Origin of the sequence: Amycolatopsis sp. NBC_00348 (assembly GCF_036114655.1) — a bacterium.
Lineage (GTDB): Bacteria > Actinomycetota > Actinomycetes > Mycobacteriales > Pseudonocardiaceae > Amycolatopsis.
Map to the genome: position 1 here is coordinate 8,925,748 of NZ_CP107994.1, position 26,708 is coordinate 8,952,455.

At 71.5% G+C, this 26,708-nt stretch carries 30 protein-coding genes; 22 read left to right on the plus strand and 8 right to left on the minus strand.

The window, feature by feature from the left end; translation table 11 throughout:
* Positions 1–65: 65 nt before the first annotated feature.
* From OHS58_RS39985 to OHS58_RS40025, 9 genes are all read left to right on the plus strand, one after another.
* On the plus strand, positions 66–1,598 hold the full coding sequence (locus OHS58_RS39985) for a uroporphyrinogen-III synthase (protein WP_247060288.1): 1,533 nt from the start codon (positions 66–68) through the stop codon (positions 1,596–1,598).
* 148 nt (positions 1,599–1,746) lie between these two features.
* Positions 1,747–2,718, plus strand: coding sequence for a porphobilinogen synthase (gene hemB / locus OHS58_RS39990; RefSeq protein ID WP_328645827.1), 972 nt, complete (start codon positions 1,747–1,749; stop codon positions 2,716–2,718).
* Positions 2,719–2,735: 17 nt separating this feature from the next.
* On the plus strand, positions 2,736–3,290 hold the full coding sequence (locus tag OHS58_RS39995; protein ID WP_326956172.1) for a hypothetical protein: 555 nt from the start codon (positions 2,736–2,738) through the stop codon (positions 3,288–3,290).
* Positions 3,287–3,733, plus strand: a complete 447-nt coding sequence (locus tag OHS58_RS40000; protein WP_328645828.1) for a hypothetical protein — start codon at positions 3,287–3,289, stop codon at positions 3,731–3,733. Before OHS58_RS39995 ends, OHS58_RS40000 begins: the two co-directional genes overlap by 4 nt.
* 13 nt (positions 3,734–3,746) lie before the next feature.
* Positions 3,747–4,085, plus strand: a complete 339-nt coding sequence (locus OHS58_RS40005; protein WP_326956171.1) for a hypothetical protein — start codon at positions 3,747–3,749, stop codon at positions 4,083–4,085.
* Between the two features lie 62 nt (positions 4,086–4,147).
* Positions 4,148–5,452 (plus strand): efflux RND transporter periplasmic adaptor subunit, encoded by a 1,305-nt coding sequence (locus OHS58_RS40010; protein WP_328645829.1) that lies wholly within the window; start codon positions 4,148–4,150, stop codon positions 5,450–5,452.
* A complete protein-coding gene (locus OHS58_RS40015) occupies positions 5,449–6,162 on the plus strand; it encodes an ABC transporter ATP-binding protein (protein WP_326945891.1) in 714 nt (237 codons plus the stop codon). The genes OHS58_RS40010 and OHS58_RS40015 overlap by 4 nt, the downstream gene beginning before the upstream one ends.
* Positions 6,159–7,364: an ABC transporter permease gene (locus OHS58_RS40020; RefSeq protein WP_326945892.1), complete on the plus strand. Its 1,206-nt coding sequence runs from the start codon at positions 6,159–6,161 to the stop codon at positions 7,362–7,364. The genes OHS58_RS40015 and OHS58_RS40020 overlap by 4 nt, the downstream gene beginning before the upstream one ends.
* A gap of 10 nt (positions 7,365–7,374) precedes the next feature.
* On the plus strand, positions 7,375–8,022 hold the full coding sequence (locus tag OHS58_RS40025) for a hypothetical protein (protein ID WP_328645830.1): 648 nt from the start codon (positions 7,375–7,377) through the stop codon (positions 8,020–8,022).
* A 64-nt stretch (positions 8,023–8,086) separates the two neighbouring features.
* Here OHS58_RS40025 and OHS58_RS40030 read toward each other — a convergent pair whose 3' ends face one another.
* On the minus strand, positions 8,087–8,563 hold the full coding sequence (locus OHS58_RS40030; protein ID WP_326945894.1) for a TspO/MBR family protein: 477 nt from the start codon (positions 8,561–8,563) through the stop codon (positions 8,087–8,089).
* Between the two features lie 117 nt (positions 8,564–8,680).
* Between OHS58_RS40030 and hemL the strand changes: the two genes are divergently transcribed.
* From hemL to OHS58_RS40050, 4 genes are all read left to right on the plus strand, one after another.
* Positions 8,681–9,982, plus strand: a complete 1,302-nt coding sequence (hemL, locus tag OHS58_RS40035) for a glutamate-1-semialdehyde 2,1-aminomutase (RefSeq protein WP_326956167.1) — start codon at positions 8,681–8,683, stop codon at positions 9,980–9,982.
* On the plus strand, positions 9,979–10,605 hold the full coding sequence (locus OHS58_RS40040; protein ID WP_247060305.1) for a histidine phosphatase family protein: 627 nt from the start codon (positions 9,979–9,981) through the stop codon (positions 10,603–10,605). Before hemL ends, OHS58_RS40040 begins: the two co-directional genes overlap by 4 nt.
* Positions 10,602–11,174, plus strand: a complete 573-nt coding sequence (locus tag OHS58_RS40045) for a TlpA family protein disulfide reductase (RefSeq protein WP_326945896.1) — start codon at positions 10,602–10,604, stop codon at positions 11,172–11,174. The genes OHS58_RS40040 and OHS58_RS40045 overlap by 4 nt, the downstream gene beginning before the upstream one ends.
* 98 nt (positions 11,175–11,272) lie before the next feature.
* Positions 11,273–11,662: a hypothetical protein gene (locus tag OHS58_RS40050; protein ID WP_328645831.1), complete on the plus strand. Its 390-nt coding sequence runs from the start codon at positions 11,273–11,275 to the stop codon at positions 11,660–11,662.
* An 82-nt stretch (positions 11,663–11,744) separates the two neighbouring features.
* On the opposite strand, the gene OHS58_RS40055 is transcribed toward OHS58_RS40050, so the two are convergent.
* Positions 11,745–12,296: a TetR/AcrR family transcriptional regulator C-terminal domain-containing protein gene (locus OHS58_RS40055; protein WP_328645832.1), complete on the minus strand. Its 552-nt coding sequence runs from the start codon at positions 12,294–12,296 to the stop codon at positions 11,745–11,747.
* 80 nt (positions 12,297–12,376) lie between these two features.
* On the opposite strand from OHS58_RS40055, the gene OHS58_RS40060 reads away from it, so the two are divergent.
* From OHS58_RS40060 to OHS58_RS40080, 5 genes are all read left to right on the plus strand, one after another.
* The gene (locus OHS58_RS40060; protein ID WP_328645833.1) at positions 12,377–13,438 is read left to right on the plus strand and encodes an FAD-dependent oxidoreductase; all 1,062 of its coding nucleotides are present in this window, start codon (positions 12,377–12,379) and stop codon (positions 13,436–13,438) included.
* Positions 13,439–13,510: 72 nt separating this feature from the next.
* The gene (locus OHS58_RS40065; protein WP_326945900.1) at positions 13,511–14,284 is read left to right on the plus strand and encodes a cytochrome c biogenesis CcdA family protein; all 774 of its coding nucleotides are present in this window, start codon (positions 13,511–13,513) and stop codon (positions 14,282–14,284) included.
* Positions 14,281–15,876, plus strand: a complete 1,596-nt coding sequence (gene resB, locus OHS58_RS40070) for a cytochrome c biogenesis protein ResB (RefSeq protein ID WP_328645834.1) — start codon at positions 14,281–14,283, stop codon at positions 15,874–15,876. The genes OHS58_RS40065 and resB overlap by 4 nt, the downstream gene beginning before the upstream one ends.
* Before the next feature lie 3 nt (positions 15,877–15,879).
* On the plus strand, positions 15,880–16,848 hold the full coding sequence (gene ccsB, locus OHS58_RS40075; RefSeq protein WP_328645835.1) for a c-type cytochrome biogenesis protein CcsB: 969 nt from the start codon (positions 15,880–15,882) through the stop codon (positions 16,846–16,848).
* Positions 16,849–16,936: 88 nt separating this feature from the next.
* Complete coding sequence (locus tag OHS58_RS40080) at positions 16,937–18,295, plus strand: MinD/ParA family ATP-binding protein (RefSeq protein ID WP_328645836.1); 1,359 nt, start codon at positions 16,937–16,939, stop codon at positions 18,293–18,295.
* Positions 18,296–18,590: 295 nt separating this feature from the next.
* On the opposite strand, the gene OHS58_RS40085 is transcribed toward OHS58_RS40080, so the two are convergent.
* Both OHS58_RS40085 and OHS58_RS40090 read right to left on the minus strand, forming a co-directional pair.
* Complete coding sequence (locus OHS58_RS40085) at positions 18,591–18,776, minus strand: hypothetical protein (RefSeq protein ID WP_247060316.1); 186 nt, start codon at positions 18,774–18,776, stop codon at positions 18,591–18,593.
* Positions 18,777–18,937: 161 nt separating this feature from the next.
* Positions 18,938–19,150 carry a BldC family transcriptional regulator gene (locus tag OHS58_RS40090; RefSeq protein ID WP_072474890.1) on the minus strand — a complete coding sequence of 71 codons (213 nt, stop codon included), beginning with the start codon at positions 19,148–19,150 and terminating at the stop codon, positions 18,938–18,940.
* 282 nt (positions 19,151–19,432) lie between these two features.
* On the opposite strand from OHS58_RS40090, the gene OHS58_RS40095 reads away from it, so the two are divergent.
* The 3 genes from OHS58_RS40095 to OHS58_RS40105 are packed head-to-tail and all read left to right on the plus strand — an operon-like array spanning position 19,433 to position 21,302.
* Positions 19,433–19,915, plus strand: a complete 483-nt coding sequence (locus OHS58_RS40095) for an Lrp/AsnC family transcriptional regulator (protein ID WP_247060317.1) — start codon at positions 19,433–19,435, stop codon at positions 19,913–19,915.
* An 11-nt stretch (positions 19,916–19,926) separates the two neighbouring features.
* Complete coding sequence (locus OHS58_RS40100; protein ID WP_247060318.1) at positions 19,927–20,214, plus strand: DUF4229 domain-containing protein; 288 nt, start codon at positions 19,927–19,929, stop codon at positions 20,212–20,214.
* Positions 20,211–21,302, plus strand: a complete 1,092-nt coding sequence (locus OHS58_RS40105) for a PLP-dependent cysteine synthase family protein (protein ID WP_328645837.1) — start codon at positions 20,211–20,213, stop codon at positions 21,300–21,302. The genes OHS58_RS40100 and OHS58_RS40105 overlap by 4 nt, the downstream gene beginning before the upstream one ends.
* On the opposite strand, the gene OHS58_RS40110 is transcribed toward OHS58_RS40105, so the two are convergent.
* From OHS58_RS40110 to OHS58_RS40125, 4 genes are read right to left on the minus strand one after another with little or no spacing between them, the layout of a single operon-like run.
* Positions 21,299–22,171, minus strand: a complete 873-nt coding sequence (locus tag OHS58_RS40110; protein WP_328645838.1) for a 1,4-dihydroxy-2-naphthoate polyprenyltransferase — start codon at positions 22,169–22,171, stop codon at positions 21,299–21,301. The two genes, OHS58_RS40105 and OHS58_RS40110, sit on opposite strands and share 4 nt — an antisense overlap.
* Before the next feature lie 50 nt (positions 22,172–22,221).
* On the minus strand, positions 22,222–22,368 hold the full coding sequence (locus OHS58_RS40115) for a hypothetical protein (protein WP_326945906.1): 147 nt from the start codon (positions 22,366–22,368) through the stop codon (positions 22,222–22,224).
* Positions 22,369–22,419: 51 nt separating this feature from the next.
* Complete coding sequence (menE, locus tag OHS58_RS40120) at positions 22,420–23,553, minus strand: o-succinylbenzoate--CoA ligase (RefSeq protein WP_328649932.1); 1,134 nt, start codon at positions 23,551–23,553, stop codon at positions 22,420–22,422.
* Position 23,554: 1 nt separating this feature from the next.
* Entirely contained in the window at positions 23,555–24,478 is a 924-nt protein-coding gene (locus OHS58_RS40125) for a 1,4-dihydroxy-2-naphthoyl-CoA synthase (protein WP_326945907.1), read from the minus strand.
* A gap of 90 nt (positions 24,479–24,568) precedes the next feature.
* On the opposite strand from OHS58_RS40125, the gene menD reads away from it, so the two are divergent.
* Positions 24,569–26,245, plus strand: coding sequence for a 2-succinyl-5-enolpyruvyl-6-hydroxy-3-cyclohexene-1-carboxylic-acid synthase (gene menD / locus OHS58_RS40130; protein WP_326956159.1), 1,677 nt, complete (start codon positions 24,569–24,571; stop codon positions 26,243–26,245).
* The last annotated feature ends 463 nt before the right edge of the window (positions 26,246–26,708 follow it).

The window sequence follows — 26,708 nt, forward strand, 5'->3', positions numbered from 1 at the left end:
TCAAGACGTAGGAGACCTGCGTCCGTGCCATGACGCACGGCCGCCGCAAGAGGAGAAACGCACAGATGACCCCCGCGCGAAAGACCACCGGGCGCGTAGCGTTCGTGGGCTCCGGGCCCGGCGACGCCGGCCTGCTCACGGTCCGTGCCCAGGAACTGCTGGCCAAGGCCGAGGTCGTGGTGACCGACCCGGACGTGCCCCAGGCCGTCCTGGCGATGACCGCCGAAGGCGCCGAGGTCCGCCCCGCCGTCGGCGAGGCCACCGAGGTCGCCAAGGACCTGACCAACGAGGCCAAGGCCGGCCGGCTGGTGCTCCGCCTGATCGCCGGCGACCCGCTGACCACCCCGGCCGTCGTGGCCGAGGTGCAGGCGGTCGCCCGCACGAGCGCCGTGTTCGACGTCATCCCGGGTGTGTCCCCGGGCGCGGCCGTCCCGGCGTACGCCGGCGTCGCGCTCGGCGGCACGCACACCGAGGTCGACGTCCGCGGCGACGTCGACTGGGCGGCCCTGGCCGCGGCCCCGGGCCCGCTGGTGCTGCACGCGTCGTCGGCGCACCTCGCCGAGGCCGCTTCGGCGCTGACCGGGCACGGCCTGCCCGCGTCGACGCCGGTCGCGGTGACGGCGAACGGCACCATCAACACCCAGCGCACCCTCGACACCACGCTCGAGAAGGTCGCCAACGACGCCGGCGAGCTCGTCGGGCCGCTGATCGTCACGATCGGTCAGGCCGCCGGGCAGCGCTCGAAGCTGTCGTGGTGGGAGTCGCGCGCGCTGTACGGCTGGAAGGTCCTGGTGCCGCGCACCAAGGAGCAGGCCGGCGAGATGGCCGAGCGCCTGCGCGGCCACGGCGCGACGTCGCACGAGGTGCCCACCATTTCGGTCGAGCCGCCCCGCAGCCCGGCGCAGATGGAGCGCTCGGTCAAGGGCCTGGTCGACGGCCGTTACCAGTGGATCGTCTTCACCTCCACCAACGCGGTCCGCGCGGTGTGGGAGAAGTTCGAGGAGTTCGGCCTGGACGCCCGCGCGTTCTCCGGCGTGAAGATCGCCTGCGTCGGCGCGGCCACCGCGGAGAAGGTGCGCTCGTTCGGCATCATCCCCGAGCTGGTGCCGGAGGGTGAGCAGTCCAGCGAAGGCCTGCTGGCCGAGTTCCCGCCGTACGACGACGTCCTCGACCCGGTCGACCGCGTCCTGCTGCCCCGCGCGGACATCGCCACCGAGACCCTGTCGGCCGGCCTGCGCGAACGCGGCTGGGAGATCGACGACGTCACGGCCTACCGGACCGTCCGGGCGGCGCCGCCGCCGGCCGACACCCGCGAGATGATCAAGACCGGCGGTTTCGACGCGGTCTGCTTCACCTCGTCCTCGACCGTGCGCAACCTGGTCGGCATCGCCGGCAAGCCGCACACCCGCACGCTGGTCGCGTGCATCGGCCCGAAGACGGCCGAGACGGCAGTGGAGTTCGGCCTCCGCGTCGACGTCCAGCCGGAGAAGGCGGACGTCCCCCACTTGGTGGACGCCCTGGCCGAGCACGCCGCACGCCTCCGCGCGGAGGGCGCCCTGCCGCCGCCGCGCAAGGCGAAGCGGGCCCGCAGGTCCTGAGGTTCGTTGGTCCGTGAAGGCCTCCTTACCGGCTCTTACCGCCGGGAAGGGGGCCTTCACGGCTTTCCGAGCCGCCGGTCACCGACGAAAGTGGCCGCTGAGCACCCTTGCGGGTCTTCGGCGAAGGGGCGCGGAGTAACTTGGAGGGGTGTTCCCCGAGCATCGTCCACGCAGGCTTCGGACCACGCCCGCTATGCGCCGGCTGGTCGGTGAAACGACGCTGCGGCCACGCCAGCTGATCCTCCCGATGTTCGTCGCCGAAGGGCTTGATCAGCCGCGGCCGATTTCGAGCATGCCGGGCGTTGTGCAGCACACCCGGGACACCCTGCGGAAGGCCGCCGTCGACGCGGTCAACGCCGGGGTCGGCGGGCTGATGCTGTTCGGCATTCCCGAGACCCGTGACGCCGAGGGCTCGGGTGCCGTCGACGAGCGCGGCATCCTCAACGTCGCCCTGCGCGACCTCCGCGCCGAACTCGGTGACGCCACCGTGCTGATGGCCGACACCTGCCTCGACGAGTTCACCGACCACGGCCACTGCGGTGTCCTGGACGCCGACGGCGGGGTCGACAACGACGCCACGCTGCGCATCTACGCCGAGATGGCCGTCGCGCAGGCCGAAGCCGGGGCGCACGTGCTCGGGCCATCCGGGATGATGGACGGGCAGATCGGCGTCATCCGCCGCGCGCTCGACGAGGTCGGCCACAGCGACAAGGCCATCCTCGCGTACGCCGCGAAGTACGCCAGCGCGTTCTACGGCCCGTTCCGCGAGGCCGTCGACTCGCAGCTCAAGGGCGACCGCAAGACCTACCAGCAGGACCCGGGCAACGCCCGCGAAGCGCTGCGCGAGATCGAGCTGGACCTCGCCGAGGGCGCGGACATGATCATGGTCAAGCCCGCGCTGTCCTATTTGGACGTCGTCAAGGCGGCCGCGGACATCTCCCCGGTGCCGGTGGCGGCCTACAACATCTCCGGCGAGTACGCGATGGTCGAAGCCGCCGCGGCCAACGGCTGGCTCGAGCGCGAGCGGACCGTCCTCGAGGTGCTGACGTCGATCCGCCGGGCCGGCGCCGACATGATCCTGACGTATTGGGCAGCCGAAGCCGCTGCGTGGCTGGACTGACCGGTTAGAGTCCTCGCGTGACCGATGCTGAAACACCCGAAAACGGCACCGACCTCAGCGGTCTCACCGACGACGAACGCCGCAAACTGGGCCGCGCGCCGGATCCGGTCATGCCGGGACAGTCCGCGCCGAAGGCCGCCCCGCCGCGGCCGGTGTGGTGGTCGTTCTGGCTGTGGCTCGGCGGTGGCGTGCTGCTGATCCTGAGCTACGTCCAGCTGCTCAGCAGCAAGTCCGCGGTCATCGCGCAGTTCGTCGAGGGCACCAAGGACTCGAAGTACTCGCCGCAGATGATCGCGGACGGCGTCACGACGCTGCTGTGGTACCTGCTCGGCGGCTCGGTCGTGTTCGTGCTGCTGTTCCTGCTGTTCGCGTACAAGGCGCGCGAAGGCACCCGCTCGGCCCGGACAGTGCTCACCATCCTGCCGATCGTGATGCTGGTGCTGATCATGGTGATCGCGCCGATCATCAACTTCCTGACGCTGGCCGCGGTGCTGGTGTTCGTCGTCGCGCTGGTGCTGCTGTACCTGCCGTCGGTGGCGGGCTACTTCCCGAAGGCCGGCAAGCGCCCGTGAGCGACCGGCTCTACGCCGAGTCCGGCGTGAGCTGGGTCGCCATCGTGTGGGGCCCGGTGTTCGCCGTGGTCGGGGCGCTGGCGGAGCTGGTGACGGGTGGCCCGGTGCACCTCGTGGGCTGGCTGCTGGTCGCGTTCGGCCTGTGCGTCATCACGATCCCGTGGGTGTACGCGCGGCGCCGGTTCCTCTCGCTGGAAGTCACGACGAAGCAGCTGCGCCAGGGCCGCGAGAAGGTCGCGGCGGCTGAGCTGGAGTCGGTGACGGACGTCGGCACACCGGTCGGCGCGAGGGTGCTCGGCGGCGGCTGGTCGGTCCCGCGCAAGTACGATTCGCTGCCGCTGAAGCTGGCGGACGGCACGGTGGTGCTGGCGTGGGCGAAGGACGTCGAGGCCCTGCAGGACGCGCTGGACCGCCTCGTCCGGGCGACGCCGCGCGAGACGTGAGAAAATCCTCTCCGTGATCGACCTTCCGCAGCCCACCGGGGCCGAGCTCTGGCCGCCGGATGAATCCGGGTCCGCCGCGCGGCTGCACAAGCCGTGGCGGATTCTGGTCGCCGTTCTGGAGGTCGTGCTCGCCGTGGCGGCCGGCTGGGGCGTTTACGCCTTCTGGCACAGCGGCATGGCCACCGTGGTGACGCGCACCGACGACGGCGCCGTCCTCGAATCGCACCGGTACTTCGGCGGGCACCTCGCCGCGGCCATCGGGCTCGGCGTCGTGGCCGCGATCCTGCTGGTGGACGCGGTCCGTCAGCTCTCTCTCGCGCTGCGTGCGCGCCCCCCAAAGCAGCCGGACTGATACACAGCTCCTCCACAGGGAACGAACAGTCAATTGCTAAGCGGCGGCAGCACTGTTGCCGCATGACGCGGGTGCGTGCCTCCAGGGCATGGGTGATCAACGGTGCTCTGATCGTGCTACTGGCCGGGGCGGGATTCGGGATATACCAAGCCTTTACCCCGGCTTCGAACACGGCTCAGGCCCAGACCCGCAGCACGCAGGTGCGCCGGGCGACGGTCTCCGAGACGATTTCCGCCGCCGGGACGCTCGCCAGCAGCTACACGGGCGCGGCGAACTTCACGACGGCCGGCAAGGTGACGTCGATCGACGTGAAGGTCGGCGACGTCGTGAGCGCCGGCCAGAAGCTCGCGACCGTCGACAGCACGCAGGCGGCGAAGCAGCTTCAGGTCGCGAAGGCGAATCGCTCGGTGGCGCAAGACAGTCTCGACAGCGCCGAAACCGCCGAGGACACCCCGGCGACGGGCCAAAACAGCCAAAACAGCCAGAACAGCCAGAACAGCGCCCAGGCCGCCGCGAACAGCGTCACCTCGGCGCAGGCGAAGCTGGACCAGGCCGAGCTGGACGTCCAGACCGCGCAGACCGCGCTGGACAACACCTCGCTCTACGCGCCCGGCGCGGGCACCGTCACCGCCGTCAACGGCACGGTCGGGCAGCAGTCCTCGAGCGGCTCGGCGAGCAGCAGCTCCCAGTCGACGTCCAGCGGCAGCGGCCAGGGCGGGCAGGGCTCGTCCAACTCCAGCGCCGCGACGTCGTCTTCTTCCAGCAGCAGCACCGGGTTCATCACCATCACGAACATGAGCGGCCTGGTCGTGACCACCTCGGTCGCCGAGATCGACGTCAGCAAGGTGAAGGCGGGCCAGAAGGCCACGGTGACGCTCAACGCGCTGCCGGACAAGCCGATCCAGGCCACCGTCTCCAGCATCAACCTGACCCCGACGACCAGCGGCAGCGTGGTCTCCTACGGCGCGCAGCTCGCGCTCACCAGCCCGCCGGACGGGCTGCGGCCCGGGCAGTCGGCCAGCGTCGTGATCACCGTCGCCGAGGCGCAGAACGCGCTGAGCGTGCCGGCCGCGGCCGTGACGACCGCCGGCAACACCAACATCGTCACCGTGCAGGAGAACGGCCGGAACGTGCCCCGCCAGGTGCAGATCGGCATCCGCGGCGAGTCGACCGTGCAGATCACCTCCGGGCTGACCGAGGGCGAGAACGTCGTGCTCACCGCGACGGCCGCGACCGGCACCGGCGGCACCGGCCGCACCGGGGGAACGGGTGGCACCGGCGGGTTCCCGGGCGGCGGGACCGGCGGCGTGCCCGGCGGCGGCCAGCGCGGCACGGGTGCCGGCGGCGGCTTCGGCGGACGCGGATGAACCCGGTGATCGCGGTCTCCGGACTGCGCAAGACCTACGGCGCGGGGGACACCGCGGTGCACGCCCTGCGCGGCGTCGAGCTCACCGTGTGGCCCGGCGAGTACGTCGCGATCATGGGCGCGTCCGGTTCGGGCAAGTCGACGCTGCTGAACATGCTGGGCTGCCTCGACGTCCCGACGTCCGGCCAGTACCTGCTGGACGGCTTCGGCGTCGGCAAGCTCAACGAACGTCAGCTCGCCTTGCTGCGCAACCGGAAGATCGGTTTCATCTTCCAGTCGTTCAACCTCGTGCCCCGGACGTCGGCTCTGTCCAATGTGGAGCTGCCGCTTGTCTACAGTGGACTCCGCCGGTCGGAACGCCGGCGCCGTGCGCTCGCGGCGCTCGACATGGTCGGGCTGTCCGACCGGGCCAAGCACCTGCCGAGCGAGCTGTCCGGCGGCCAGATCCAGCGCGTCGCCGTGGCGCGGGCGCTGGTCACCGGGCCGGCGATGCTGCTCGCCGACGAGCCGACCGGCAACCTGGACCGCCGCAGCACCGAGGACGTCCTCGGCGTGTTCGACCGGCTCAACCAGCTCGGCCGCACCATCGTCGTGATCACGCACGAGGACGAGGTCGCCGCGCACGCGCGCCGCGTCGTCCGGGTCGACGACGGGCTGATCGTGGCGGATGACGTCACCCGGGCGTCCGGGGTCGTGGGAGCCGTGTCGTGAACCTCTTCGAAGTCCTGCGCTTCGCCGTGCGCGGGCTCACGGCGAACAAGCTGCGCTCGTCGCTCACCACGCTCGGCATCACCATCGGCGTCGCCGCGGTGATCCTGCTCGTCGCGGTCGGCAACGGCGCCTCGGCGGCCATCGCGGCGAGCATCCAGGGCCTCGGCACCAACGTCGTCAACGTCTCCCCGGCGCGCGGCGGCGGGCAGGGCGCCTCGGCCCGGCCGCTGACCGTGCAGGACGCGCACGCGCTGGTCGACCCGATCGGCGCGCCCGACGTCAAGGCCGCGTCGCCGGTCGTGAACACGACGGCCACCGCGACCTACGGGCAGACGTCGTACGACATCTCGACCGTCGCGGGCACCGAGCCCGCGTACTTCACCACCACGAACCGCGACATCGCCGAGGGCGCGCTGTTCACCAGCGAGGACGTCACGGCCGCGCGCAAGGTCGTCGTGCTCGGCCCGACGACGGCGGAGTCGATCTTCGGCAGCGGTACCGACGCGGTCGGCCAGAACGTGCTGCTCAACAGCATCCAGTTCACCGTGGTCGGGGTGCTGCAGGCCAAGGGCAGCACCGGGCTGCAGAACGCCGACGACGTCGCGATCGCGCCGATCTCGGCCGTGCAGAACTCGCTGGCCGGCTACGGCAGCCTCAGCCAGATCGCCGTCCAGGCCACCAGCGCGGACTCCGTCACGCTGGCGCAGTCCGAGATCACCGCGATCCTCAACGCGCGCCACGGCATCCGGCTCGGCGGCACCGCCGACTACCAGATCCAGAACTCCGAGCAGCTGCTCGCGACGCGGACGTCGGCGACCGAGACGTTCACCGTGCTGCTGGCGGCTGTCGCGGCGATCTCGCTGCTCGTCGGCGGCATCGGCGTCACGAACATCATGCTCGTCACGGTCACCGAGCGGATCCGCGAGATCGGCATCCGCAAGGCCATCGGCGCCCCGCGCGCGGCCATCCTCGGCCAGTTCCTCGCCGAAGCGACCATGCTCAGCCTGTTCGGCGGGCTGCTCGGCGTCGCGATCGGGCTGATCGGCAGCCGGTTCACCATCTCCGGGATCAAGCCGGTCGTGGTGCCCTCGTCGATCCTGCTCGCCTTCGCGGTATCCGCCCTGATCGGGCTGTTCTTCGGCAGTTTCCCGGCGAACCGGGCCGCCAAGCTGCGGCCGATCGACGCGCTGCGTCATGAATAAGGAGTCACCGATGTCTTCCACGACGACCCCGCCGCCCGGCCCGGGGGACGAGCCGACAGCGGTGCTCCCGGCCGTCGAACCGGCGGCGCCCGCCGAGCCGACGGCGGAGCAGATCGTCGCCAGCCCGGCGGTCGAGGGTGATCTGAACGCCGAGATGCGCCGCGCGGCGAAGCCGTTCTCCCGCGCCACGATGGTGCTGGCCGGGCTGGTGGTGCTCGCGGCCGTGTTCGCCGGCGGCGCCTGGACGCACGCCGCGTTCGGCTCGTCCTCGGGCTCGGGCTCGTCTGGCGCGCCGGCCGGACGTCAGGGCGGCGGCTTCGGCGGTCAGCAGGGCGGCACCCAGGGTGGTACCCAGGCCGGGACGGGCACCGGGACCGGGACCGGCACCGGCACCGGCCAGCAGGGCGGCGGCTTCCGCGGGGCCGGCGGGCGTGGCACCACGGGCACGATCGACCACGTCGACGGCACGACCGTCTACGTGAAGACCGCGCAGGGCACCGACGTCAAGGTGTCCACATCGGACTCGACGACGGTCGGCGTGACCCAGCCGGGCAAGCTCGCGGACCTCAAGCCGGGTTCGACGGTGACGATCCAGGGCCAGGCCGGCGACGACGGCACGGTCGCCGCGCAGGCGATCACCCAGCAGGCCGCCCGCTGACGGGTCTGCCGCGGCTCTCGTGAGTGGTTAGGGCGGTTCTAACCGCCCTAACCACTCACGACGGCTAGTTGAGCGCGACGATGGCGGTGTTGAGCGCGGTCGCGAAGAGGATCCAGACGAGGTAGGGCACCTGCAGCGCGGCCGCGAGCTTCGACCGGCGGGCGAACAGGACGATCGTCACGAGCACGACGACGTCCAGCACCAGGATGTCGAGCAGGGCGAGCACCGCGGCGCCGCCCTCGAAGAACAGCGGCGGCCAGAGCAGGTTGACCAGCAGGCCGATGCCGTACGCGGCGAACCCGCGGTTCTCGCCGTCGGTGCGCCAGTAGCACCAGCCGGACAGCGCGATCGTGACGTACAGCACCGTCCACACCGGACCGAACAGCGACACCGGCGGCGCCCACGACGGCAGGTCGAAGCGCTCGTAGATCTCCTTCGACGACGTCGCGGCCAGGGCGCCGACCGCCGCGACCACGGCGACGACGCCGAGGAAGCAGGCCAGCACCAGCCACGGGTTGCGCTGGGGCGCACGTTCGGTCACCGGTTGTTCCCCTCCCGGGCGGCGTGCGGCCATCTTAGGGCGGTGACGCTCGCGCGCACCCCGAGTTGCCGGTGACGGGGTCGGCGGTGCGTCGCCCGGGTTTGCGAGACTGAAGGGGTGAGCACTGGAACCGAGCAGTCCAAGGCATGGTTCGACCGCGCTAAGGCGGCCATCCCGGGCGGGGTGAACTCGCCGGTCCGGGCGTTCAACTCGGTCGGCGGCACCCCGCGGTTCATGGTCCGCGGCGAGGGCCCGCACCTGTGGGACGCCGACGGGAACCGCTATGTCGACTTGGTGTCGTCCTGGGGCCCGATGATCCTGGGGCACGCGCACCCGGCGGTCGTCGAGGCGGCGCGCGAGGCGGCGACGTCCGGGCTGTCGTTCGGCACGCCGACCATCGGCGAGGTCGAGCTGGCCGAGGAGATCATCGGCCGGGTCGAGCCCGTCGAGCGGGTGCGGCTGGTCAACTCGGGCACCGAGGCCACGATGAGCGCGATCCGGCTGGCCCGCGGGTTCACCGGCCGCGCGAAGATCGTCAAGTTCGCCGGCTGTTACCACGGCCACGTCGACGCGCTGCTCGCCCAGGCCGGCTCCGGCGTCGCGACGCTCGGGCTGCCGACGTCGCCGGGCGTCACCGGCGCCCAGGCCGCCGACACGATCGTGCTGCCCTACAACGACCTCGACGCCGTCCGGCAGTCCTTTGTGGACAATCCGGACACGATCGCCGCGGTGATCACCGAGGCCGCGGCGGGCAACATGGGCGCCGTCGCGCCGGACGAGGGCTTCAACGCGGGCCTGCTGGAGATCGCCCACGAGCACGGCGCGCTGCTGGTCATGGACGAGGTGATGACCGGGTTCCGCGTCTCGCGCGCGGGCTGGTTCGGCCTCGAAGGCGTGGCCGGCGACCTGTACACGTTCGGCAAGGTGATGTCCGGCGGCCTGCCGGCGGCGGCGTTCGGCGGCCGCGCCGACATCATGGCCAAGCTCGCCCCGGGCGGGCCGGTCTACCAGGCCGGGACGCTGTCCGGGAACCCCGTCGCGGTGGCCACCGGCCTCGCGACGCTGCGCGCGGCCGACCAGGCCGTGTACGCGGCGCTCGACGCCAACGCGAAGCGCCTCGGCAACCTCTTCCGCCTCGCGCTGAGCGAAGCCGGCGTCGCGAACAGCGTCCAGTACGCGGGCAACCTGGTGAGCGTGTTCTTCGGCGAGCCGGCGGTCCGCGACTACGCGGGCGCGCAGGCGTCCGAGACCTGGCGCTTCCCGCCGTTCTTCCACGCGCTGCTCGACGGCGGTGTGTACGCGCCCCCGAGCGCGTACGAGGCCTGGTTCGTCAACGCGGCCATGGACGAAGAAGCGTTCTCGGTGATCGAAGCGGCGCTGCCCGCGGCGGCGCAGGCGGCGGCCGGAGCGGTCCGGTGACCACCGTCGTCCACATGCTCCGCCACGGCGAAGTCCACAACCCCGAGAAGATCCTCTACGGCCGGCTGCCCGGCTACCGGCTCTCCGAGCGCGGCCAGCGTCAGGCGCTGACCGTCGCCGAGGCCGTCGCGGGGCACGACCTCGTGCACGTCGTCGCGTCGCCGCTGCAGCGGGCGCAGGAGACGGCGGCGCCGATCGCGGCCGCGCACCGCCTCGACATCGCGACCGACGCGGAGCTGATCGAGGCCGGCAACCAGTTCGAGGGCCTGCACGTCGCGGTCGGCGACGGCGCGCTGCGGGAGCCGAAGCACTGGTCGAAGCTGACCAACCCGTTCAAGCCGTCGTGGGGCGAGCCGTACCTGGAGATCGCGCACCGGATGCTCGGCGCCGTCCACCGCGCGCGCGACGCGGCGGAGGGGCACGAGGCGCTGTGCGTGTCGCACCAGCTGCCGATCTGGACGCTCCGCCGGTTCCTCGAGGGCAAGAAGCTGTGGCACGACCCGCGCCGTCGCCAGTGCTCGCTGGCCTCCCTGACCAGCCTGGTCTTCGACGGCGACGAGCTGCGCGAGATCGTCTACAGCGAGCCCGCGGGGTCCACCGACCCGAAGGTGACCGGGGCATGAAACGGCTCCTCGTCACGCTGGCCGCGCTGGGCCTGATCGCGGGGTGCAGCGCGGGCAAGGACGCGGTCGTCCAGGGGAGCAGCTTCACGTTCGTCTCCCCGGGCGGCCAGGTCGACATCACCTACGACGTCGACCGGCGCCAGACGGCGCCCGTCCTTTCCGGCGACGACCTGATGAACGAGGGCAAGCAGCTGTCGCTGGCGGACTTCCCCGGCAAGGTCGTCGTGCTCAACCTCTGGGGCCAGTGGTGCGGGCCGTGCCGCACGGAGGCGCCCGAGATGGAGAGCCTCGCGAAGCAGGCGCCGGGGGTGCAGGTCGTCGGCATCGACGTCCGCGACCCGGCGCGTGACGCCGCGCAGGACTTCGTCCGCGACCGCGGGCTGACGTACCCGTCGATCTACGACCCGGACGGCCGGGTGCTGCTCAAGCTGAGCGGCTACCCGCGCAACATCATCCCGTCGACGATCGTGCTGGACAGACAACACCGCGTCGCGGCGGTGTTCCTGCGCCCGGTGCTGGCCCAGGACCTGCTCCCGGTTACCCAGCGCCTGGCGGCCGAACAAGCCTGATCAAGCCTGATTAAGCCCAGGCTGAAACCCCTCCGCCGGCGGCGCGGTTCCCGGTACGTTCCCGGTGATCGTTTTGTCCGAACCCAGGGGGGTTTCTCATGATGAAGAAGTTGGCGGCCGTGGCGTTCCTCGCCTTCGCCGTCACCACGGCCGTGTCGGCGCCCGCTTCGGCGGCACCCGCTGCTTCGGCGGCACCGGCCGTTTCGGCGGCACCGGTCACGGTCCAGGGATTCACGCTGCTCAAGCAGACGAGCGGCAACGGCCGCACGCTCCGCCTGTGGCAGAACACCGGCAACGGCCTGGTGCACGGCAGCCTGTCGGGCGCCCAGTACGGCGACCAGCTGTACATCGGCAACTGCTGCTACCCGTACGTCACGTACGAGACGGTGACCAGCACCGGCCAGTACGAGCTGAACACCCAGGAGTACGGCAACTACGGCCCCCGCGTCGGCGGCGTCCTCGCCGACGGCGGCCAGCTCTACCTCTGACCCGCCAGACCCGCAAGACCCGCCAGACCCGCGAAAGCCGTGAAGGCCTCCTTACCGGCCGTAAGAGCCGCGAAGGAGGCCTTCACGGCTTTTCGGCGCGCCCGACCCGGGCCGCCAGGCCGTCGATGACCACGGACAGGCCCGTCGCGAACGCCATGTCTCGCAGCGAGCGGGGCACGGCCGTGCGGCGGGCCTGTTCTTCGACCGTGAAGCCGTTCACGTAGCTCGTCACGACGTCCGCGCACGCCTCGCGCTCCGGTGAAGCCATCCCGGCGGCGGCGAGCGTGGCCAGCAGGTGACCCAGGAACTCCCGCGCGGCCGGCCCGGGGACGCTCATCGTCGCGATGACCCGGGCGCCGTCCGGGTGGGCGAGCATCGTCTCGCGGTGGGCGTTCGCGAACGCCGTCACGCGCTCCCGCCACGTCCCCGACGCGCTCAGCCCGCGGGACGCCACCGCCAGCATGTGCTCCGCGACCGCGTCCAGCAGCGCCTGCTTGTTCGCGTAGTGCCAATAGAGCGCGCCGACGCGCACGCCGAGGCGGTCGGCGAGCTTGCGCGTGGTCAGCTCGTCCAGCCCGGTTTCGTCGAGCAATTCGATCGCGGCGTCCAGCACCACCGCCTGGTTCAGAGGCATCGGGACAAGTTCACCACGCCTGGCGCACTTGAGCGTTGTTCAGGTAACTTGAGCAGTGTTCAATAAGTCGAGGAGGAACCATGAGAGTCGCTGTGATCGGAGCCGGGCTCGGGGGCCTGTGCCTGGCCCAGGGCCTGCGGAAAGCCGGGATCGACGTCGAGGTGTTCGAACGTGACCCGGGGGTCCGCGCCCGCTTCCAGGGCTACCGGATCGGCCTAGCCGACGTCGGCCGCGAAGCCCTGCTCGCCTGCCTGCCCGACCGGCTGCACCCGCTGCTCGACGCCGTCACGGGCGACCTCCACGGCCGCCGCGTCTTCCACGACACCCAGCTCCGGCAGCTGCGCGAGCTCGAGCCGATGACCGCGATCGCCGTCGACCGGCACGTCCTGCGCCACCTCCTGCTCGACGGCATCGACGTCCGCTTCGGCAAGCGGTTCACCGGCTACCGGGGCACCCGGGCGGAGTTCGCGGACGGCACCCACGTCGACGCCGACCTGATCGTCGGGGCCGACGGCATCACCTCCGCGGTCCGCGCCCAGCTCGCGCCGGACCTCCGGCCGAGCGACACCGGCGTCCGGTGCGTCGTCGGCCGCACCACGCTGACGCCGGAGTTCGAGTCACTCGTCCCCGGCTTCGGCACCGGCGTCAGCGACGGCGAGGTGCAGCTCATGCTCGGCTTGATGCGCTTCCGCCGTCCGCCGCGCGAAGCCGGCCTCGAGTTCGGCGTCGAGCTGCCCGACACACCCGACTACGTCCGCTGGGTGCTGCTGCCGGCGCCGGACGTCCCGGTGAAGGCCGTCGAGGGCTGGCACCCGCGGGTCCGCGCGCTGGTCGAGGCGGCCGACCCGGCCCACTCGGCGGCGCTGTCGATCCGGGTCGTCCGGCCGGAACGGCGGTGGGCACCCGGCCGCGTCACGCTCCTCGGCGACGCGATCCACGCGACCTCGCCCAGCGGTGGCAACGGCGCCAACACGGCGCTGTACGACGCACGGCTGCTGCGGGACCTGCTCGTCGAGAAGGCGGTCCCCGAAGCCGTCGAGGAGTACGAGACGCAGATGCTCGCCTACGGCGCCCAAGCCGTCGAGCACAGTGTCGCCGTGCTTGACCAGTTTCTCCCGGAACGGGCGGGACCAAGGTCCTGAACTGCTGTGAGGTAGGTCCTGTGAACCGGCCCCGGAGTTCTCACCGGGACCTCACTGCCTACCCTCAATCCCGTGAACTCCGTTACCGAGCTGGCGATCTCCGGACCGCTGCTGCTCGCCGCGGGCGTCGCGCTGCTGGCCGGAACGATCTCCTTCGCCTCGCCGTGCGTGGTGCCGCTGGTGCCGGGGTACCTCGCGTACCTCGCCGCGCTCGTCGGCGCGGACGCGCCCGCGGTCCGGGCCGGCGAGGAGCGCAAGCAGGGCCGCTGGGCCGTCCTGGGCGCCGCGCTGCTGTTCGTGCTCGGGTTCACCGTCGTGTTCGTCGCCACCCTGGGCACCCTGGTCTGGCTGGCCGACACGCTCACCCTCAACCAGGACCTGCTGCAGCGCATCGGCGGCGTCCTCACCATCGCGATGGCGCTGGTGTTCCTCGGCTGGATCCCGGGCCTGCAGCGCGAGTTCCGCTCGCACCGCGTGCCCGGCGGCGGCATCTGGGGCGCGCCGCTGCTCGGCGCCGTCTTCGGTCTCGGCTGGACGCCGTGCATCGGCCCGACGCTGTCCGCCGTCACGACGCTGGCCAGCGCGACGGGCGGCGCCGAGGCCCGCGGCTACCTGCTGATCGCCGTCTACTGCCTCGGCCTCGGGCTGCCGTTCCTGCTCATCGCGCTCGGCGCCCGCTGGGCCGTGCGCGCCACCGACTGGCTGCGCCGCCACGGCCGCCAGGTCCAGGTCTTCGGCGGCGCGCTGCTGATGATCGTCGGGATCCTGCTGGTCACCGGCGTCTGGGGAGATCTGATGGGCTTCCTCCGGAACGAGCTCGCGGGTGACTTGAGGCTGCCGCTGTGACGACCACCGAAGCACCGCCCGCGGCCCCGCGAGGACCCACGCCCGCCAAGCGCACCTTCGCCTTCGTGCGCAACACCTGGCGCGGCCTGACGTCGATGCGCACCGCGCTCGTCCTGCTGTTCCTGCTGGCGCTGGCCGCGCTGCCCGGCGCGCTCCTGCCGCAGCGGAAGCTCAACGCGCCCAAGGTCGACGAGTACATCAGCGCGCACGGCTGGTGGGGCACGCTGCTCGACAAGCTCGAGTTCTACGACGTCTACTCCAGCATCTGGTTCTCGGCGATCTACCTGCTGCTGATGATCTCGCTGATCGGCTGCCTGACGCCGCGCAGCTTCGAGTACGTCAAGGCGATGCGCGCCAAGCCGGTGCTGACCCCGCGCAACCTGGCGCGGATGCCGCACTACCGGCTCGGCCGCGGCAAGCAGGACGTCGCCGCCGAGCTCGCCGCCGTCCACAAGCAGCTGTCCGGCTGGCGGCGCGTCGAGCGCGAAGAGGCCGGCGGCGTCCGCACGATCTCCGCCGAGCGCGGGTTCCTGCGCGAGACCGGCAACCTGATCTTCCACTTCAGCATGCTGGGCCTGATCGTGTTCTTCGCGCTGGGCAAGCTGTACGGCTACGAAGGCCAGGTCATCGTCCAGGCCGACGGCAGCACCTTCTGCAACTCCGGCATCTACAACTACGACTCCTTCAACGCGGGCCTGCGCGTCGACGGCACCGACCTCGACCCGTTCTGCGTGAAGATCGACGACTTCACCGCGCGCTACACCGACGCCGGCGAGCCGGAGTACTACCACTCGAACATCGAGTACCAGTCCGGCGCTGACCTCGACACGAACACCTGGCGCCCGTACGGCCTCGAGGTCAACTCGCCGCTGCGCACCGTCGGCGACCGCGTCTACCTGCTCGGCCAGGGGTACTCGCCGAAGTTCACGGTGACCTTCCCGGACGGCACCCAGCGCACCCAGAACACGCAGTGGCGCACGGTCGACCCGACCACGATGCTCGCCGAGGGCGCGACGAAGTTCGACCAGCCCGGCGTCACCGACGAGGTGCAGCGGCGGACCCGCCAGCTGGCCATCACCGGCCTGTTCGCGCCGACGTCGTTCCTGCACGGCAACGTCCTGACGTCGTCGGCGCCGCAGCTGACCGACCCCGCCGTCGCCGTCGACATCCTGCGCGGCGACCTCGGCCTGGACGCCGGACGCGGCCAGTCGGTGTTCGAGGTGGACCAGTCGATGGTCGACGACGGGCGGCTGAAGAAGATCGCCCGCGAGAACATGAAGGTCGGCCAGGAGATCAAGCTCGACGACGGCACGAAGGTCCGCTTCGACGGCGTCGGCCACTGGGTCTCGCTCCAGGTCTCCCACGACCCGACGCAGGGTTTCGTGCTCGGGTTCGCCATCTCGATGTTCCTCGGCCTCGGCGCGTCCTTGCTGGTCAAGCGGCGTCGGCTATGGGTCCGGGTGAAGCCGGGGACCGAGAGCGAGCCGAGTACGGTGATCGAGGTCGCCGGGCTGGCCCGCACGGATCAGGCCGGGTACGGCGAAGAGTTCCACCGGATCAGCGAACGCCTGATCAGTGGTCAGAAGGGCTGAGGCATGCCGATCAACGAGACGCTGTCGCAGTACAGCGACTGGCTGTACACCACCGCCGCGGCGATCTACGTCGTCGCGCTGATGTTCACCCTGATCGAGCAGGGCTTCGGCGCCAAGGGCCGGCTCGCCACCGAGCGGGCCAAGCTGCGGGCGCGTGAGCTCGTCGGGGCCGGCGGACCGCCGATCGAGCAGATCCAGGCCGAGCAGCGCGCGGTCGGGCGGCCCGAGCGGATCGGCCGGATGGGCGCGGCGCTGCTGGTGCTCGGCGCGCTGCTGCAGCTGTCGGCGATCGTGCTGCGCGGGCTCGCCGTGCACCGCGCGCCGTGGGGCAACATGTACGAGTACGGCATGGCGGTCACCTTCATCACGGTGGTCACCTGGCTGATCGTGATGTGGAAGTTCCCGGTCCGGCACCTCACCGGCTTCCTGCTGCTGCCCGTCGTGATCCTGATGTTCATCAACGGCACGCTGCTGTACACGATCGCGGCGCCGGTGCAGCCCGCGCTGCAGTCGTACTGGCTGGCCATCCACGTCTCGGCGGCCATCATCGGCTCCGGCGTGTTCCTGGTGCCGGGCGTGGCGAGCGTGCTGTTCCTGTTCCGCGCGGCCTACGACAAGGACGACACCAAGTTCGCGCGCTTCGCCTCGAAGCTGCCCGCGGCCGACGTCCTCGACCGGATCGCCTACCGGACGACGATCTTCGCGTTCCCGGTCTTCACCTTCGGCGTGCTCTGCGGCGCCGTCTGGGCCGAGTCGGCCTGGGGCCGGTTCTGGGGCTGGGACCCCAAGGAGACCGTCGCGTTCATCGCGTGGGTCGTCTACGCGGCCTACCTGCACTCACGCGCGACGGCCGGCTGGCGCGGCGCCCGGGCGGCGGCCATCAACATCGTCGGGTTCGCCGCGATCATCTTCAACCTGTTCTTCGTGAACCTCGTCACCGCGGGCTTGCACTCCTACGCCGGGGTGGGCTGAGCAACCTGCGGGTACGCCGACTACCGTCGTCATCGGGGAGAGCTTCAGGGGTAGTGATGTCGGGCGGAGTGCGCGGAGGTTTACACCGGTGACCGGACCCAGCGAAGAATCGGCTCCTGGCCACGCCGAACCGGCCGCTGCCCCGCAGCAGCCGGAGGCGCCGGGGAGCCTGTTCGCCGACGACCGGACGGACTCGCATCCGCACCCGGAGACGTCAGGCGCGTTCGACGTGCAGCCGACGCAGGCCGTCGCGCCGCCGCCGAACCCGGCCGCGTCCGGGCCGCACCAGGTGCCGAACCCGGCCGTCTCGGGCCCGCACCAGGTGCCCCAGGGCCAGCCGACGCAGTACGGCTACGACCAGAACCTCCCGCCGCTGCAGCCGCAGTACGGCGACCCCGCGCAGCAGTACCAGGCGCAGGCCCAGTACCCGCAGCAGCAGCCCCAGCAGCAGCCGTCCGGCCTGCCGCAGCCCCAGGGCGGCCGGCACGCCGCGCCGCAGCCGCAGGGCGGCCACGGCCACGACCTGTCCACGGCGCACCTGGTCAAGCAGGTCAAGCGGCCGCCGCAGTCGGGCTGGCGCAAGGCCGTCTACGTCGGCACCGGGAAGCTCGTCAACCCGGGGGAGAGCCCGGCCGACACCCAGCGCCGTGACCTCATCGCGCGGGTCAACCAGCCGCTGCGCGGGTGCTACAAGATCGCGATGCTGTCGCTGAAGGGCGGCGTCGGCAAGACCACGGTCACGACGACGCTGGGCGCGACGTTCGCTTCGCTGCGCGGCGACCGCGTGGTCGCGGTGGACGCCAACCCGGACCGCGGCACGCTCTCGCAGAAGATCCCGCTGGAGACCACGGCGACGGTCCGCCACCTGCTGCGCGACGCGGCCCGCATCACCCGCTACAGCGACGTCCGGTCCTACACGTCCCAGGGCGCCAGCCGGCTGGAGATCCTCGCCAGCGAGCAGGACCCGGCCGTCTCCGAGGCGTTCTCCGAGGACGACTACCGGCGCACGGTCAACCTGCTGGAGCACTTCTACAACATCGTGCTCACCGACTGCGGCACCGGCTTGATGCACTCGGCGATGAAGGGCGTCCTGGACGTCGCGGACGCGCTGGTCGTCGTCTCGTCGGGCTCGGTCGACGGCGCCCGCAGCGCCTCGGCGACGTTGGACTGGCTCGAGGCCCACGGCTACGGCGAGCTGGTGAAACGCTCGGTCGCGGTGATCAACTCGGTGCGCCCGAAGGGCGGCTCGGTCGACCTCGACAAGCTGTCGGCCCACTTCGGCGCCAAGGTCCGCGCGGTCTGCCAGGTCCCGTTCGACCCGCACCTCGAAGAGGGCGCGGAGATCGAGCTGGACCGCCTGGGCGGCGACACCCGCCTGGCCCTGCTGGACCTGGCGGCCACGGTCGCCGACGGCTTCGCGACCCCGCTTTCACAGCAGTACCGCTAGCCGCAACCCGCGTGACCAGCGCCGTAACCGGCGTGACCAGACCCGTGACCGGCGTGATCGGGCCCGTAACTCGCGTGATCAGAGCCGTGACTCGCGAGTTCCGGCCCGGATCACGCGAGTCACGGGCTGAATCACGCGAGATCCGGCCTGGATCACGCGAGTTACGGCTGGGATCACGTGAGTTCCGGGCTGAGTCAAGCGGGGTCCGGGCTGGAGTGCACGGGATCCGTGTGGGGTCGCGTGTTATCCGGGCCCGGGTGTGCGGGTCTCGGGTCAGCCGAACGTAAAGGGCGGCCTAGAGGTCTTCGTCCCGGCGTTTGCGCTGCTGTTCGGACAGCTGGCGCAGGAAGTCGGGGTCGTCGTCCGGAGCGATCGGGGCGCGCCGCGGGGTCGAGGGCACTCCGATCCGCTGGCCGGCGAACGACCGCCACAGGAGCAGGGCGACGACCAGCGCGCCGACGGCCGCGAGCAGAGCGAGCATGCCGGATCCTTCCGCTTGGCTTGCCAGTCCCCCGAGGTTACCCGTCCGCGCGGGCTGCGGGCGGTACGCCGCGTTGCGGTGTGGCACCCGGAAACAAACCGGGCCGTGTGCGGGGGCGGGGGAGTACCCCGTACCCGACACGGCCCAGGCTGCTGGATGGTTCAGGCCTTGCGAGCCGGTTCGCTCGCGTCCGTGGTCAGCTCGGCCAGGAGCTCGTTGACCTCGGACTCGCGGAACCGGCGGTGCCCGCCGGGGGTCCGGATCGAGCCGATGCGACCTGCCGTCGCCCACCGGGTGACCGTCTTCGGGTCCACCCGGAACAGTGCTGCCACCTCGCCTGGGGTGAGCAGTCGTCCGCCCATCGTCGCGGTCATTTTCCGCCTCCTTAACGCCCTCACTGCTATACCGGAGGCAATCCGGGCCATTTTGGCCCGTCGCGCCGGGGTAGCCAACACGGCAATCGTTGCACTTCACCCGTCAGGTACTCGAACGGTTGTCAAAGAGTAAAGAGCCCTTAAAGGTCAAAACGGACAGGTTGCTTACGGTGTGCAACTATCAGATCCGGTCACTTGAAGTGCGGAGACGAGTCTTCCCCTGTCCAGTGGGTGCTAGGCGTGGTGCCAATGGGGGATTGTCCAACCGCATAGAGTGATGCCGTGGATCAGTTGGACCGGAAGATCATCGCGGCGTTGCGCATCAACGGACGGGCCACCTATGCCGATCTGGGGCGGGCCGTCGGGCTGTCCGCCTCGTCGGTGCACGAGCGCGTGGGCAAGCTGGAGGCCGCCGGCGTGATCACCGGCTACCACGCGGTCGTCGATCCGAGCTCGGTCGGGCTCGGCGTCACCGCCCTCGTCGGCATCCATCCGACGGACACGGCGACGGACGAAGACGTCGCCGACGCGCTCGGCGAACTCGACGAGGTCGAGAGCTGCTACGCCGTCGCGGGTGACGAAGCCTTCGTCGTCAAGGTGCGCGTGCCGACCGTCGACGAGCTGGAGCGGACCCTCAGCCGGCTCCGGCGCATCCCCGGCGTCGGGCGGACGAACACCACCGTCGTGCTCTCGACCCGCTTCGAGGGCCGCCCGAACAACGCGGCGGGCGCGGGCGTGGAAAAGGACCGGCCGGGCGGGGCGTAACCTGCGTTGGTGTGAGCGACGAGAAGGCCGGCACCCTGCCCCGTGACCTGACGCTGTACCTCCTGGCCCGGTTCGTGCTGGTCGGGGTGATCGGCTGGGCCCTGAGCCTGGTGGGCGTGCCCCTGCTGGTCGCGCTGCTCATCGGCCTGGTCGTCGGCCTGCCGCTCGGGCTGCTGCTGTTCCGCCCGCTCAACGCCCGCGTCACGGCCGGCCTGGCCAAGCGCAACGAGAACCGCGCGCGGGCCCGGGCCCAGCTGCGCGCGCAGCTGCGTGGCGACGCCGCCGGGCAGCCGGAATGAGCCGCCTGCACAGCCGCAGCTGGGTGCGCGAGGCCGTCCGGATCATCGAGGCCGACGCCAACCGCAGCGCCGACACCCACTTGCACGTCTTCCCGCTGCCCCCGGAGTGGGGCATCGACCTGTACCTCAAGGACGAGTCCGTCCACCCGACCGGCTCGCTGAAGCACCGGCTCGCCCGGTCGCTGTTCCTCTACGGGCTCGTCAACGGCCAGATCGGGCCCGACACGGTGCTCGTCGAGGCCTCCAGCGGCTCGACGGCGGTCTCCGAGGCGTACTTCGCCCGGATGCTCGGCCTGCGTTTCATCACCGTGGTGCCGCGGCGGACGAGCAAGGAGAAGATCGCGCTCATCGAGTTCTACGGCGGTGAGTGCCACTACGTCGACCAGGCCCCGGCGATGTACCCCGAGGCCGAGCGGCTCGCGGCCGAGTGCGGCGGCCACTACCTCGACCAGTTCACCTACGCCGAGCGCGCGACGGACTGGCGCGGCAACAACAACATCGCCGAGTCCGTGTTCGCGCAGATGCGCTCCGAGCGGCACCCGGTGCCGTCCTGGATCGTCGTCGGCGCGGGCACCGGCGGCACGAGCGCGACGTTCGGCCGGTACGTGCGCTACAAGCGGCACACCACGAAGGTCTGCGTCGTCGACCCGGAGAACTCGTCGTTCTACGGCGCCTGGCAGACCGGCGCCCTGGACTACGCAAGCGGGATGCCGTCGCGGATCGAGGGCATCGGGCGGCCGCGGTGCGAGCCGTCGTTCGTGCCCGGCGTGATCGACGAGATGTTCCGGATCCCCGACGCCGGTTCGCTGGCGGCGGTCCGGCTGCTGCGTGAGCACACCGGGCACTGGGCGGGCGGCTCCACCGGCACCAACCTCTACGGCGCGTTCCGGCTCATCGCCCGGATGGTCGAGGACGGCCAGGCGGGCAGCGTCGTCACGCTCCTGTGCGACGGCGGCGAGCGCTACACGCACACCTACTACGACGACGAGTGGGTCACCCAGCAAGGTCTGGACCTCGCGCCGCACACGGCGTTGTTCGAGGAGTTCCTGGCCACCGGGAAGTTCCCCGTCGAGGAGATCGACGACTAGAGGTTCAGGCCGACCGCGGCCAGGACGGCCCAGGCGAGCATCGCCAGGCCGGTGTCGCGCAGCGCCGGGATGAGGTCGCGGCCGGTCGCGTTGTGCCGGATCGCGCTGACGGACTGGTACAGCAGCGACGCGCTGATCAGCGGGAGCGCGGCGAGCGAGTGCGTGGCGAACCCCATGACCAGCGCGAGCACGTACGGCACCGCGAGCAGCGCCAGGTACAGCCGCCGCGTGCCGCGGTCGCCGAGGCGCGTGGCCAGGGTGAGCTTGCCGGACTCGACGTCGGTCGGGATGTCACGCAGGTTGTTGGCCGTCAGGACCGCCGTCGAGAAGCAGCCGACGGCGACCGCGCACGCCAGCGCGGCCCAGCTGATCCGGCCGGCCTGGACGTAGACCGTGCCCAGCACGCCGGCCAGGCCGAAGAAGACGAACACCGCGATCTCGCCGAAACCGTAGTAGCCGTAAGGCTTCTTGCCGCCGGTGTAGAACCAGGCGCCGAGGATGCAGAGGCCGCCCATGGCCAGCAGCCACCAGTACCCGGTGAGCGCGACGAGCAGCAAACCCAGCACCCCGGCCAGACCCAGCGCGATCAGCGCCGCGGTGAGGACGGCTTTCGGGGCGGCGACGCCGGAACCGACCAGCCGCAGCGGCCCGACGCGGTTCTCGTCCGTGCCGCGGATGCCGTCGGAGTAGTCGTTCGCGTAGTTGACGCCGACGATCAGCGAGAGCGAGACCAGCAGCGCCAGCACCGAACGCCACCAGGAGAACGCGTCCAGCGCGATCGCCGCGCCGACCCCCGCCACCACCGGAGCCACCGCGTTCGGCAACGTCCGCGGCCGGGCCCCCTCGATCCACTCGCTCAAGCTCGCCATGGACGTCATTCAACGCCATGACGATCACGCCCGAGCGGGAGCCCGGGAGGTCAGTCGGAGGTCGGCAGCTGCCAGACGAGGGAGCCGCTGTTGGGGTCCACCGTCGGGCCCTCGGCGGCCAGCGCTGTGCCCACCGGAATCAGGACACCCAGTGCGACGGCGGTGCTGATCAGGGCCGTGCGAATCCAGCGCGTCATGGTGAGTAGCCAAGCGGGTGCACCCTGTGCGTGTCAACGAAGTGCGGCCGATCAGCCGCCGAAACCCGCCAGAAGTCGGACCCGCACGGCCGCCCGGTCGATCTTGCCCGGCCCGCGAAGGGGCAGCTCAGCGGCGTACTCGAGCCGTTTGGGCGTGGCCGCCGCGCCCAGCTCCGCTCGCACGGCGGCCCGCAGCTCGGCCGCTTCGCGCGGTTCACCGGCTGGGACGACGAGAGCGACCACCGCCTCGCCCCACTCCGGGTCCGGCAGGCCGACGACGCACGCGTCGCGCACGCCCGGCTGCGCGGTCAGGCATCGTTCGATCGCGGTCGCTGACACCTTCACGCCGCCGGTGTTGATCATGTCGTCGGCCCGGCCGAGCACCTCGATCCGGCCGTCGGCGTGCCGGACCCCGCGATCGGACGTCGTGAACCAGCCACCGTCGAACGACTCCGCGGTCAGGTCCGGCCGGCGCCGGTAGCCGTGCGCGAGGACGTCACCGGCGATGCGGATCCGGTCTCCGGAGACGTCGACGCGGACGCCGTCGAGCGGGACACCGTCGTAGACGCAGCCGCTGGCCGTCTCGCTCATCCCGTACGCGGGCACGATCGCCACCCCGGCCTCGGCGGCCCGTTCGCGCAGCGCGGCCGAGGTCGCCGCCGCACCGACGACGATCCCGTCGAACGTCGTCGCCGCGGCCAGCCCGGCGCCGCCGTCGTCGAGCAGGCGGACCAGCTGCGTCGGCACCAGCGCCGTGTACCGCGGGCCGCCCTTCAGCTTCGCGGCCGCGGCGGCGAACGTGTCGGGGCGGAAGCCGTCACCGGTCAGGTACGCCGGCGTCGTGCCGGCCAGCAGTGACCGGATCAGCACCTGCAGGCCGCCGATGTAGTGCGCGGGGGTGGCCAGCAGCCAGTGCCCGGGGCCGCCGAGGCGATGGTGGGTGGCCTCGGCCGAGGCGGTCAGCGCGCGGGCCGAGAGCAGCACGCCCTTGGGTGCGCCGGTCGAGCCTGAGGTGGCGATGACCACGGCGGTGTCCGGTTCGGCGGGCTCGCCGGGCGCCATCGCGTCCCGTAGCGCGGGGTCGGTGAAGGGCAGCACGGCCGGACCACCGCCCAGCGCGTCCGCGAGAGCTCCCTTCAGCGCGTCGAGCGCCGCGGGGGAGCCGTCGAGGTGGAGAGGCCGCAGCTCAGTAGTAATAGGGGACGTCCTTGAAGTCGGGGTCGCGTTTCTGCAGGAACGCGTCGCGGCCTTCGACGGCCTCGTCCTGCATGTACGCCAGCCGGGTGGTCTCGCCGGCGAACAGCTGCTGGCCGACCAGGCCGTCGTCGGTGAGGTTGAACGCGTACTTCAGCATCCGCTGGGCCGTCGGCGACTTGGCGGCGATGGTCCACGCCCAGTCCAGGGCCTCTTTTTCGAGGTCGGCGTGCGGGACGACGGCGTTGACCGCGCCCATCCGGTGCATCTGCTCGGCGGAGTATTCGCGGCCGAGGAAGAAGATCTCGCGGGCGAACTTCTGGCCGACCATCTTCGCCAGGTAGGCCGAGCCGTAGCCGCCGTCGAAGGAGCCGACGTCGGCGTCGGTCTGCTTGAACTTCGCGTGCTCGGCCGAGGCGAGGGTGAGATCGCACACGACGTGCAGGGAGTGCCCGCCGCCCGCGGCCCAGCCCGGAACGACCGCGATGACCGGTTTCGGCAGGAACCGGATCAGCCGCTGGACTTCGAGGATGTGCAGCCGGCCGGCGCGGGCGGGGTCGACCGTGTCGGAGGTCTCGCCGCTGGCGTACTGATACCCGGAGCGTCCGCGAATACGCTGGTCACCACCGGAGCAGAACGCCCATCCGCCGTCTTTGGGGGAGGGGCCGTTGCCGGTGAGCAGGACACAGCCGACGTCGGAGCTGAGCCGGGCGTGGTCGAGGGCCCGGTAGAGCTCGTCGACGGTGTGCGGGCGGAAGGCGTTGCGGACCTCAGGGCGGTCGAACGCGACGCGCACCACGCGTTTGCCGCCACGGCTCTCAGCGGAGCGGTGGTAGGTGATGTCGGTGAAGGCGAAACCTTCGACCTCGGTCCACGCGGCCGGATCGAACAGCTCGGAAACTCGGGCGTCATCCACGTTTGGGAGAATAGGACCTGTGGACACCTTTGCTGTGCCTGATGCCGCCTCGGCGGGGAAAAGTGCCTCGGCGGAGTTCGGAGCCCGCCGGTGAACCCTTCCACCGCGCAGGCCAGGGTCATCGTCGACGAACTCGTCCGCAACACCGTTTCGCACGTCGTGCTGTGCCCGGGCTCCCGCAACGCGCCGCTGTCGATCGCGCTGTACGACGCCGCGGCCGCGGGCAAGCTCCGGCTGCACGTCCGGATCGACGAGCGTGGCGCCGGCTTCCTCGCGCTCGGCATCGCCGCGCGCACCGGCCGTCCGGTGGCCGTGCTCTGCACGTCCGGCACCGCGGCCGCGAACTTCCACCCCGCCGTGCTGGAGGCCGACCGCGCCGGCGTCCCGCTGATCGTGATGACCGCCGACCGGCCGCCCGAGCTGCGGGCCGCGGGGGCGTCGCAGGTCATCGACCAGCACCGGCTGTTCGGCAACGCCGCCCGCTACTTCGACGAGCTGGCCGTCGCCGAGCGCCGCGCCGGGCAGAACTCCTACTGGCGCAGCCAGATCTGCCGGGCCTGGAACGCCGCGTACGGCGAGTGGCGCTGCGGGCCGGTGCACCTGAACATCCCGTTCCGCGAGCCGCTCGTGCCGGATCCGGACGACGACGGCGAGTGGTACGAGTCCTTGGACGGCCGTCCCGACGGCTCCCGCTGGACCGAGCTGCCCGACTTCGGCGCGCTGCCGTCGTTCGTGGTGCCTTCGGCGCGCCACGGCCTGGTCATCGCGTGCGACACCGGCGTCCAGGCGGCGAGCGAGTGGGCCGAGCAGCACGGCTGGCCGGTGATCTCGGAGACCGGCGGCCTCGGGCTGTCCGGCGGCACGGCGATCTCGTCCGGCGCGTGGCTGCTGGGCGTCACGGAGTTCATCACGCGGCACAAGCCGGAGCAGGTGCTCTGCCTGGGCCGGCCGACGGTGTTCCGGCAGATCCAGAACGTCCTCTCCGACGCCTCGGTCGAGGTGCTGCTGGTCCGGCCGGACTCGGACTGGCCGGCGCCCGCGCACAACGTCCGGCAGGTCGGGCAGTGGTTCGACGAGCCGACCAAGCCCGCCGACCCGGAGTGGCTGGCCAGCTGGCGCCGGGCCGACGAAGCGGCGTCCACGGCGGTCGCGTCGGTGCTGGCGTCGGAGCCGTGGCCCTCGGGGCTGCGCCTGGCGTCGGAGCTGGTGGACGCGCTGCCGCCGGACTCGCTGCTGGTGGTGGGCTCGTCCAACCCGACCCGCGACGTGGCGCTGGCGGGCCGGCTGCGCCCGGACGTCCTGGTCCACCGCAACCGCGGCGTCGCGGGCATCGACGGCACGGTCTCGACGGCGATCGGCGCGGCGACGGTCCACCGCGGCCCGTCGTACGCCCTGCTGGGCGACCTGACGTTCCTGCACGACGCGTCGGGGCTGCTGACCGGGCCCGCGGAGCAGCGCCCGGACCTGACGATCGTGGTCTGCAACGACGACGGCGGCGGGATATTTTCCCTGCTGGAGCAGGGCGCCCCGGAGCACTCGGCGAGCTTCGAGCGGGTGTTCGGCACCCCGCACGGCGCCGACCTGGGCGCGCTGTGCGCGGGCTACCGGGTGCCGCACGTGGTGGCGGAGACGCTGACGGAGTTCCAGGCCGCGCTCCGCCCCGCGCCGGGGCTGCGGGTGGTGGAGGTCCGGGTGGACCGTTCGCGGCACCGTGACCTGCACGCGAGGTTGCGCTCCGCGGTCAGCGCGGCCGTCTCCGCTGTCTGACCCGCTCGCGACGGGCGCCGCCACCAGGCGAACCGACTCTCCGGGCACGCGAGCCGACTCCCTGGGTACGCGAGCCGACTGTCCAGGCACGCGAGCCGACTCTCCGGGTGCGCGAGCCGACCCTCTGGGTACGTGAGCCAACCCTCCGGGGGCGCGAGCCGACTCTCCGAGTGCGCGAGCCGACCTCTGAGTACGCGAGCCGACTGTCCAGGCACGCGAGCCGACCCTCCAGGCACGCGAGCCGACTCTCCGGGTGCGCGGGCCTGGCGCCGCGGGTGGACCGTTCGCGGCACCGTGACCTGCACGCGAGGTTGCGCTCCGCGGTCAGCGCGGCCGTCTCCGCCGGCTGAAACAACCGGTCAACCGCTTTCCGGGTGTGATCTCAGCAGGCAAGATCCTCCCTTCGGCTGTTCCTGGTGTCTTCCTGGCTGGCTACGTTCGAGCGCGCTGATCCTCACCCGTT

Excerpts from the sequence above, each read along its gene's own strand:
- ccsB (WP_328645835.1), top strand. The coding sequence starts at position 15,880 with ATGCCGATCAACGAGACGCTGTCGCAGTACAGCGACTGGCTGTACACC.
- OHS58_RS40090 (WP_072474890.1), bottom strand. The coding sequence starts at position 19,150 with ATGACCGCGACGATGGGCGGACGACTGCTCACCCCAGGCGAGGTGGCA.
- OHS58_RS40060 (WP_328645833.1), top strand. The coding sequence starts at position 12,377 with ATGAGAGTCGCTGTGATCGGAGCCGGGCTCGGGGGCCTGTGCCTGGCC.
- OHS58_RS40050 (WP_328645831.1), top strand. The coding sequence starts at position 11,273 with ATGATGAAGAAGTTGGCGGCCGTGGCGTTCCTCGCCTTCGCCGTCACC.
- OHS58_RS40115 (WP_326945906.1), bottom strand. The coding sequence starts at position 22,368 with ATGACGCGCTGGATTCGCACGGCCCTGATCAGCACCGCCGTCGCACTG.
- OHS58_RS40025 (WP_328645830.1), top strand. The coding sequence starts at position 7,375 with ATGTCTTCCACGACGACCCCGCCGCCCGGCCCGGGGGACGAGCCGACA.
- OHS58_RS40105 (WP_328645837.1), top strand. The coding sequence starts at position 20,211 with ATGAGCCGCCTGCACAGCCGCAGCTGGGTGCGCGAGGCCGTCCGGATC.
- OHS58_RS40055 (WP_328645832.1), bottom strand. The coding sequence starts at position 12,296 with ATGCCTCTGAACCAGGCGGTGGTGCTGGACGCCGCGATCGAATTGCTC.
- OHS58_RS40085 (WP_247060316.1), bottom strand. The coding sequence starts at position 18,776 with ATGCTCGCTCTGCTCGCGGCCGTCGGCGCGCTGGTCGTCGCCCTGCTC.
- OHS58_RS39985 (WP_247060288.1), top strand. The coding sequence starts at position 66 with ATGACCCCCGCGCGAAAGACCACCGGGCGCGTAGCGTTCGTGGGCTCC.
- OHS58_RS40110 (WP_328645838.1), bottom strand. The coding sequence starts at position 22,171 with ATGGCGAGCTTGAGCGAGTGGATCGAGGGGGCCCGGCCGCGGACGTTG.
- OHS58_RS40010 (WP_328645829.1), top strand. The coding sequence starts at position 4,148 with ATGACGCGGGTGCGTGCCTCCAGGGCATGGGTGATCAACGGTGCTCTG.
- OHS58_RS40015 (WP_326945891.1), top strand. The coding sequence starts at position 5,449 with ATGAACCCGGTGATCGCGGTCTCCGGACTGCGCAAGACCTACGGCGCG.
- OHS58_RS40045 (WP_326945896.1), top strand. The coding sequence starts at position 10,602 with ATGAAACGGCTCCTCGTCACGCTGGCCGCGCTGGGCCTGATCGCGGGG.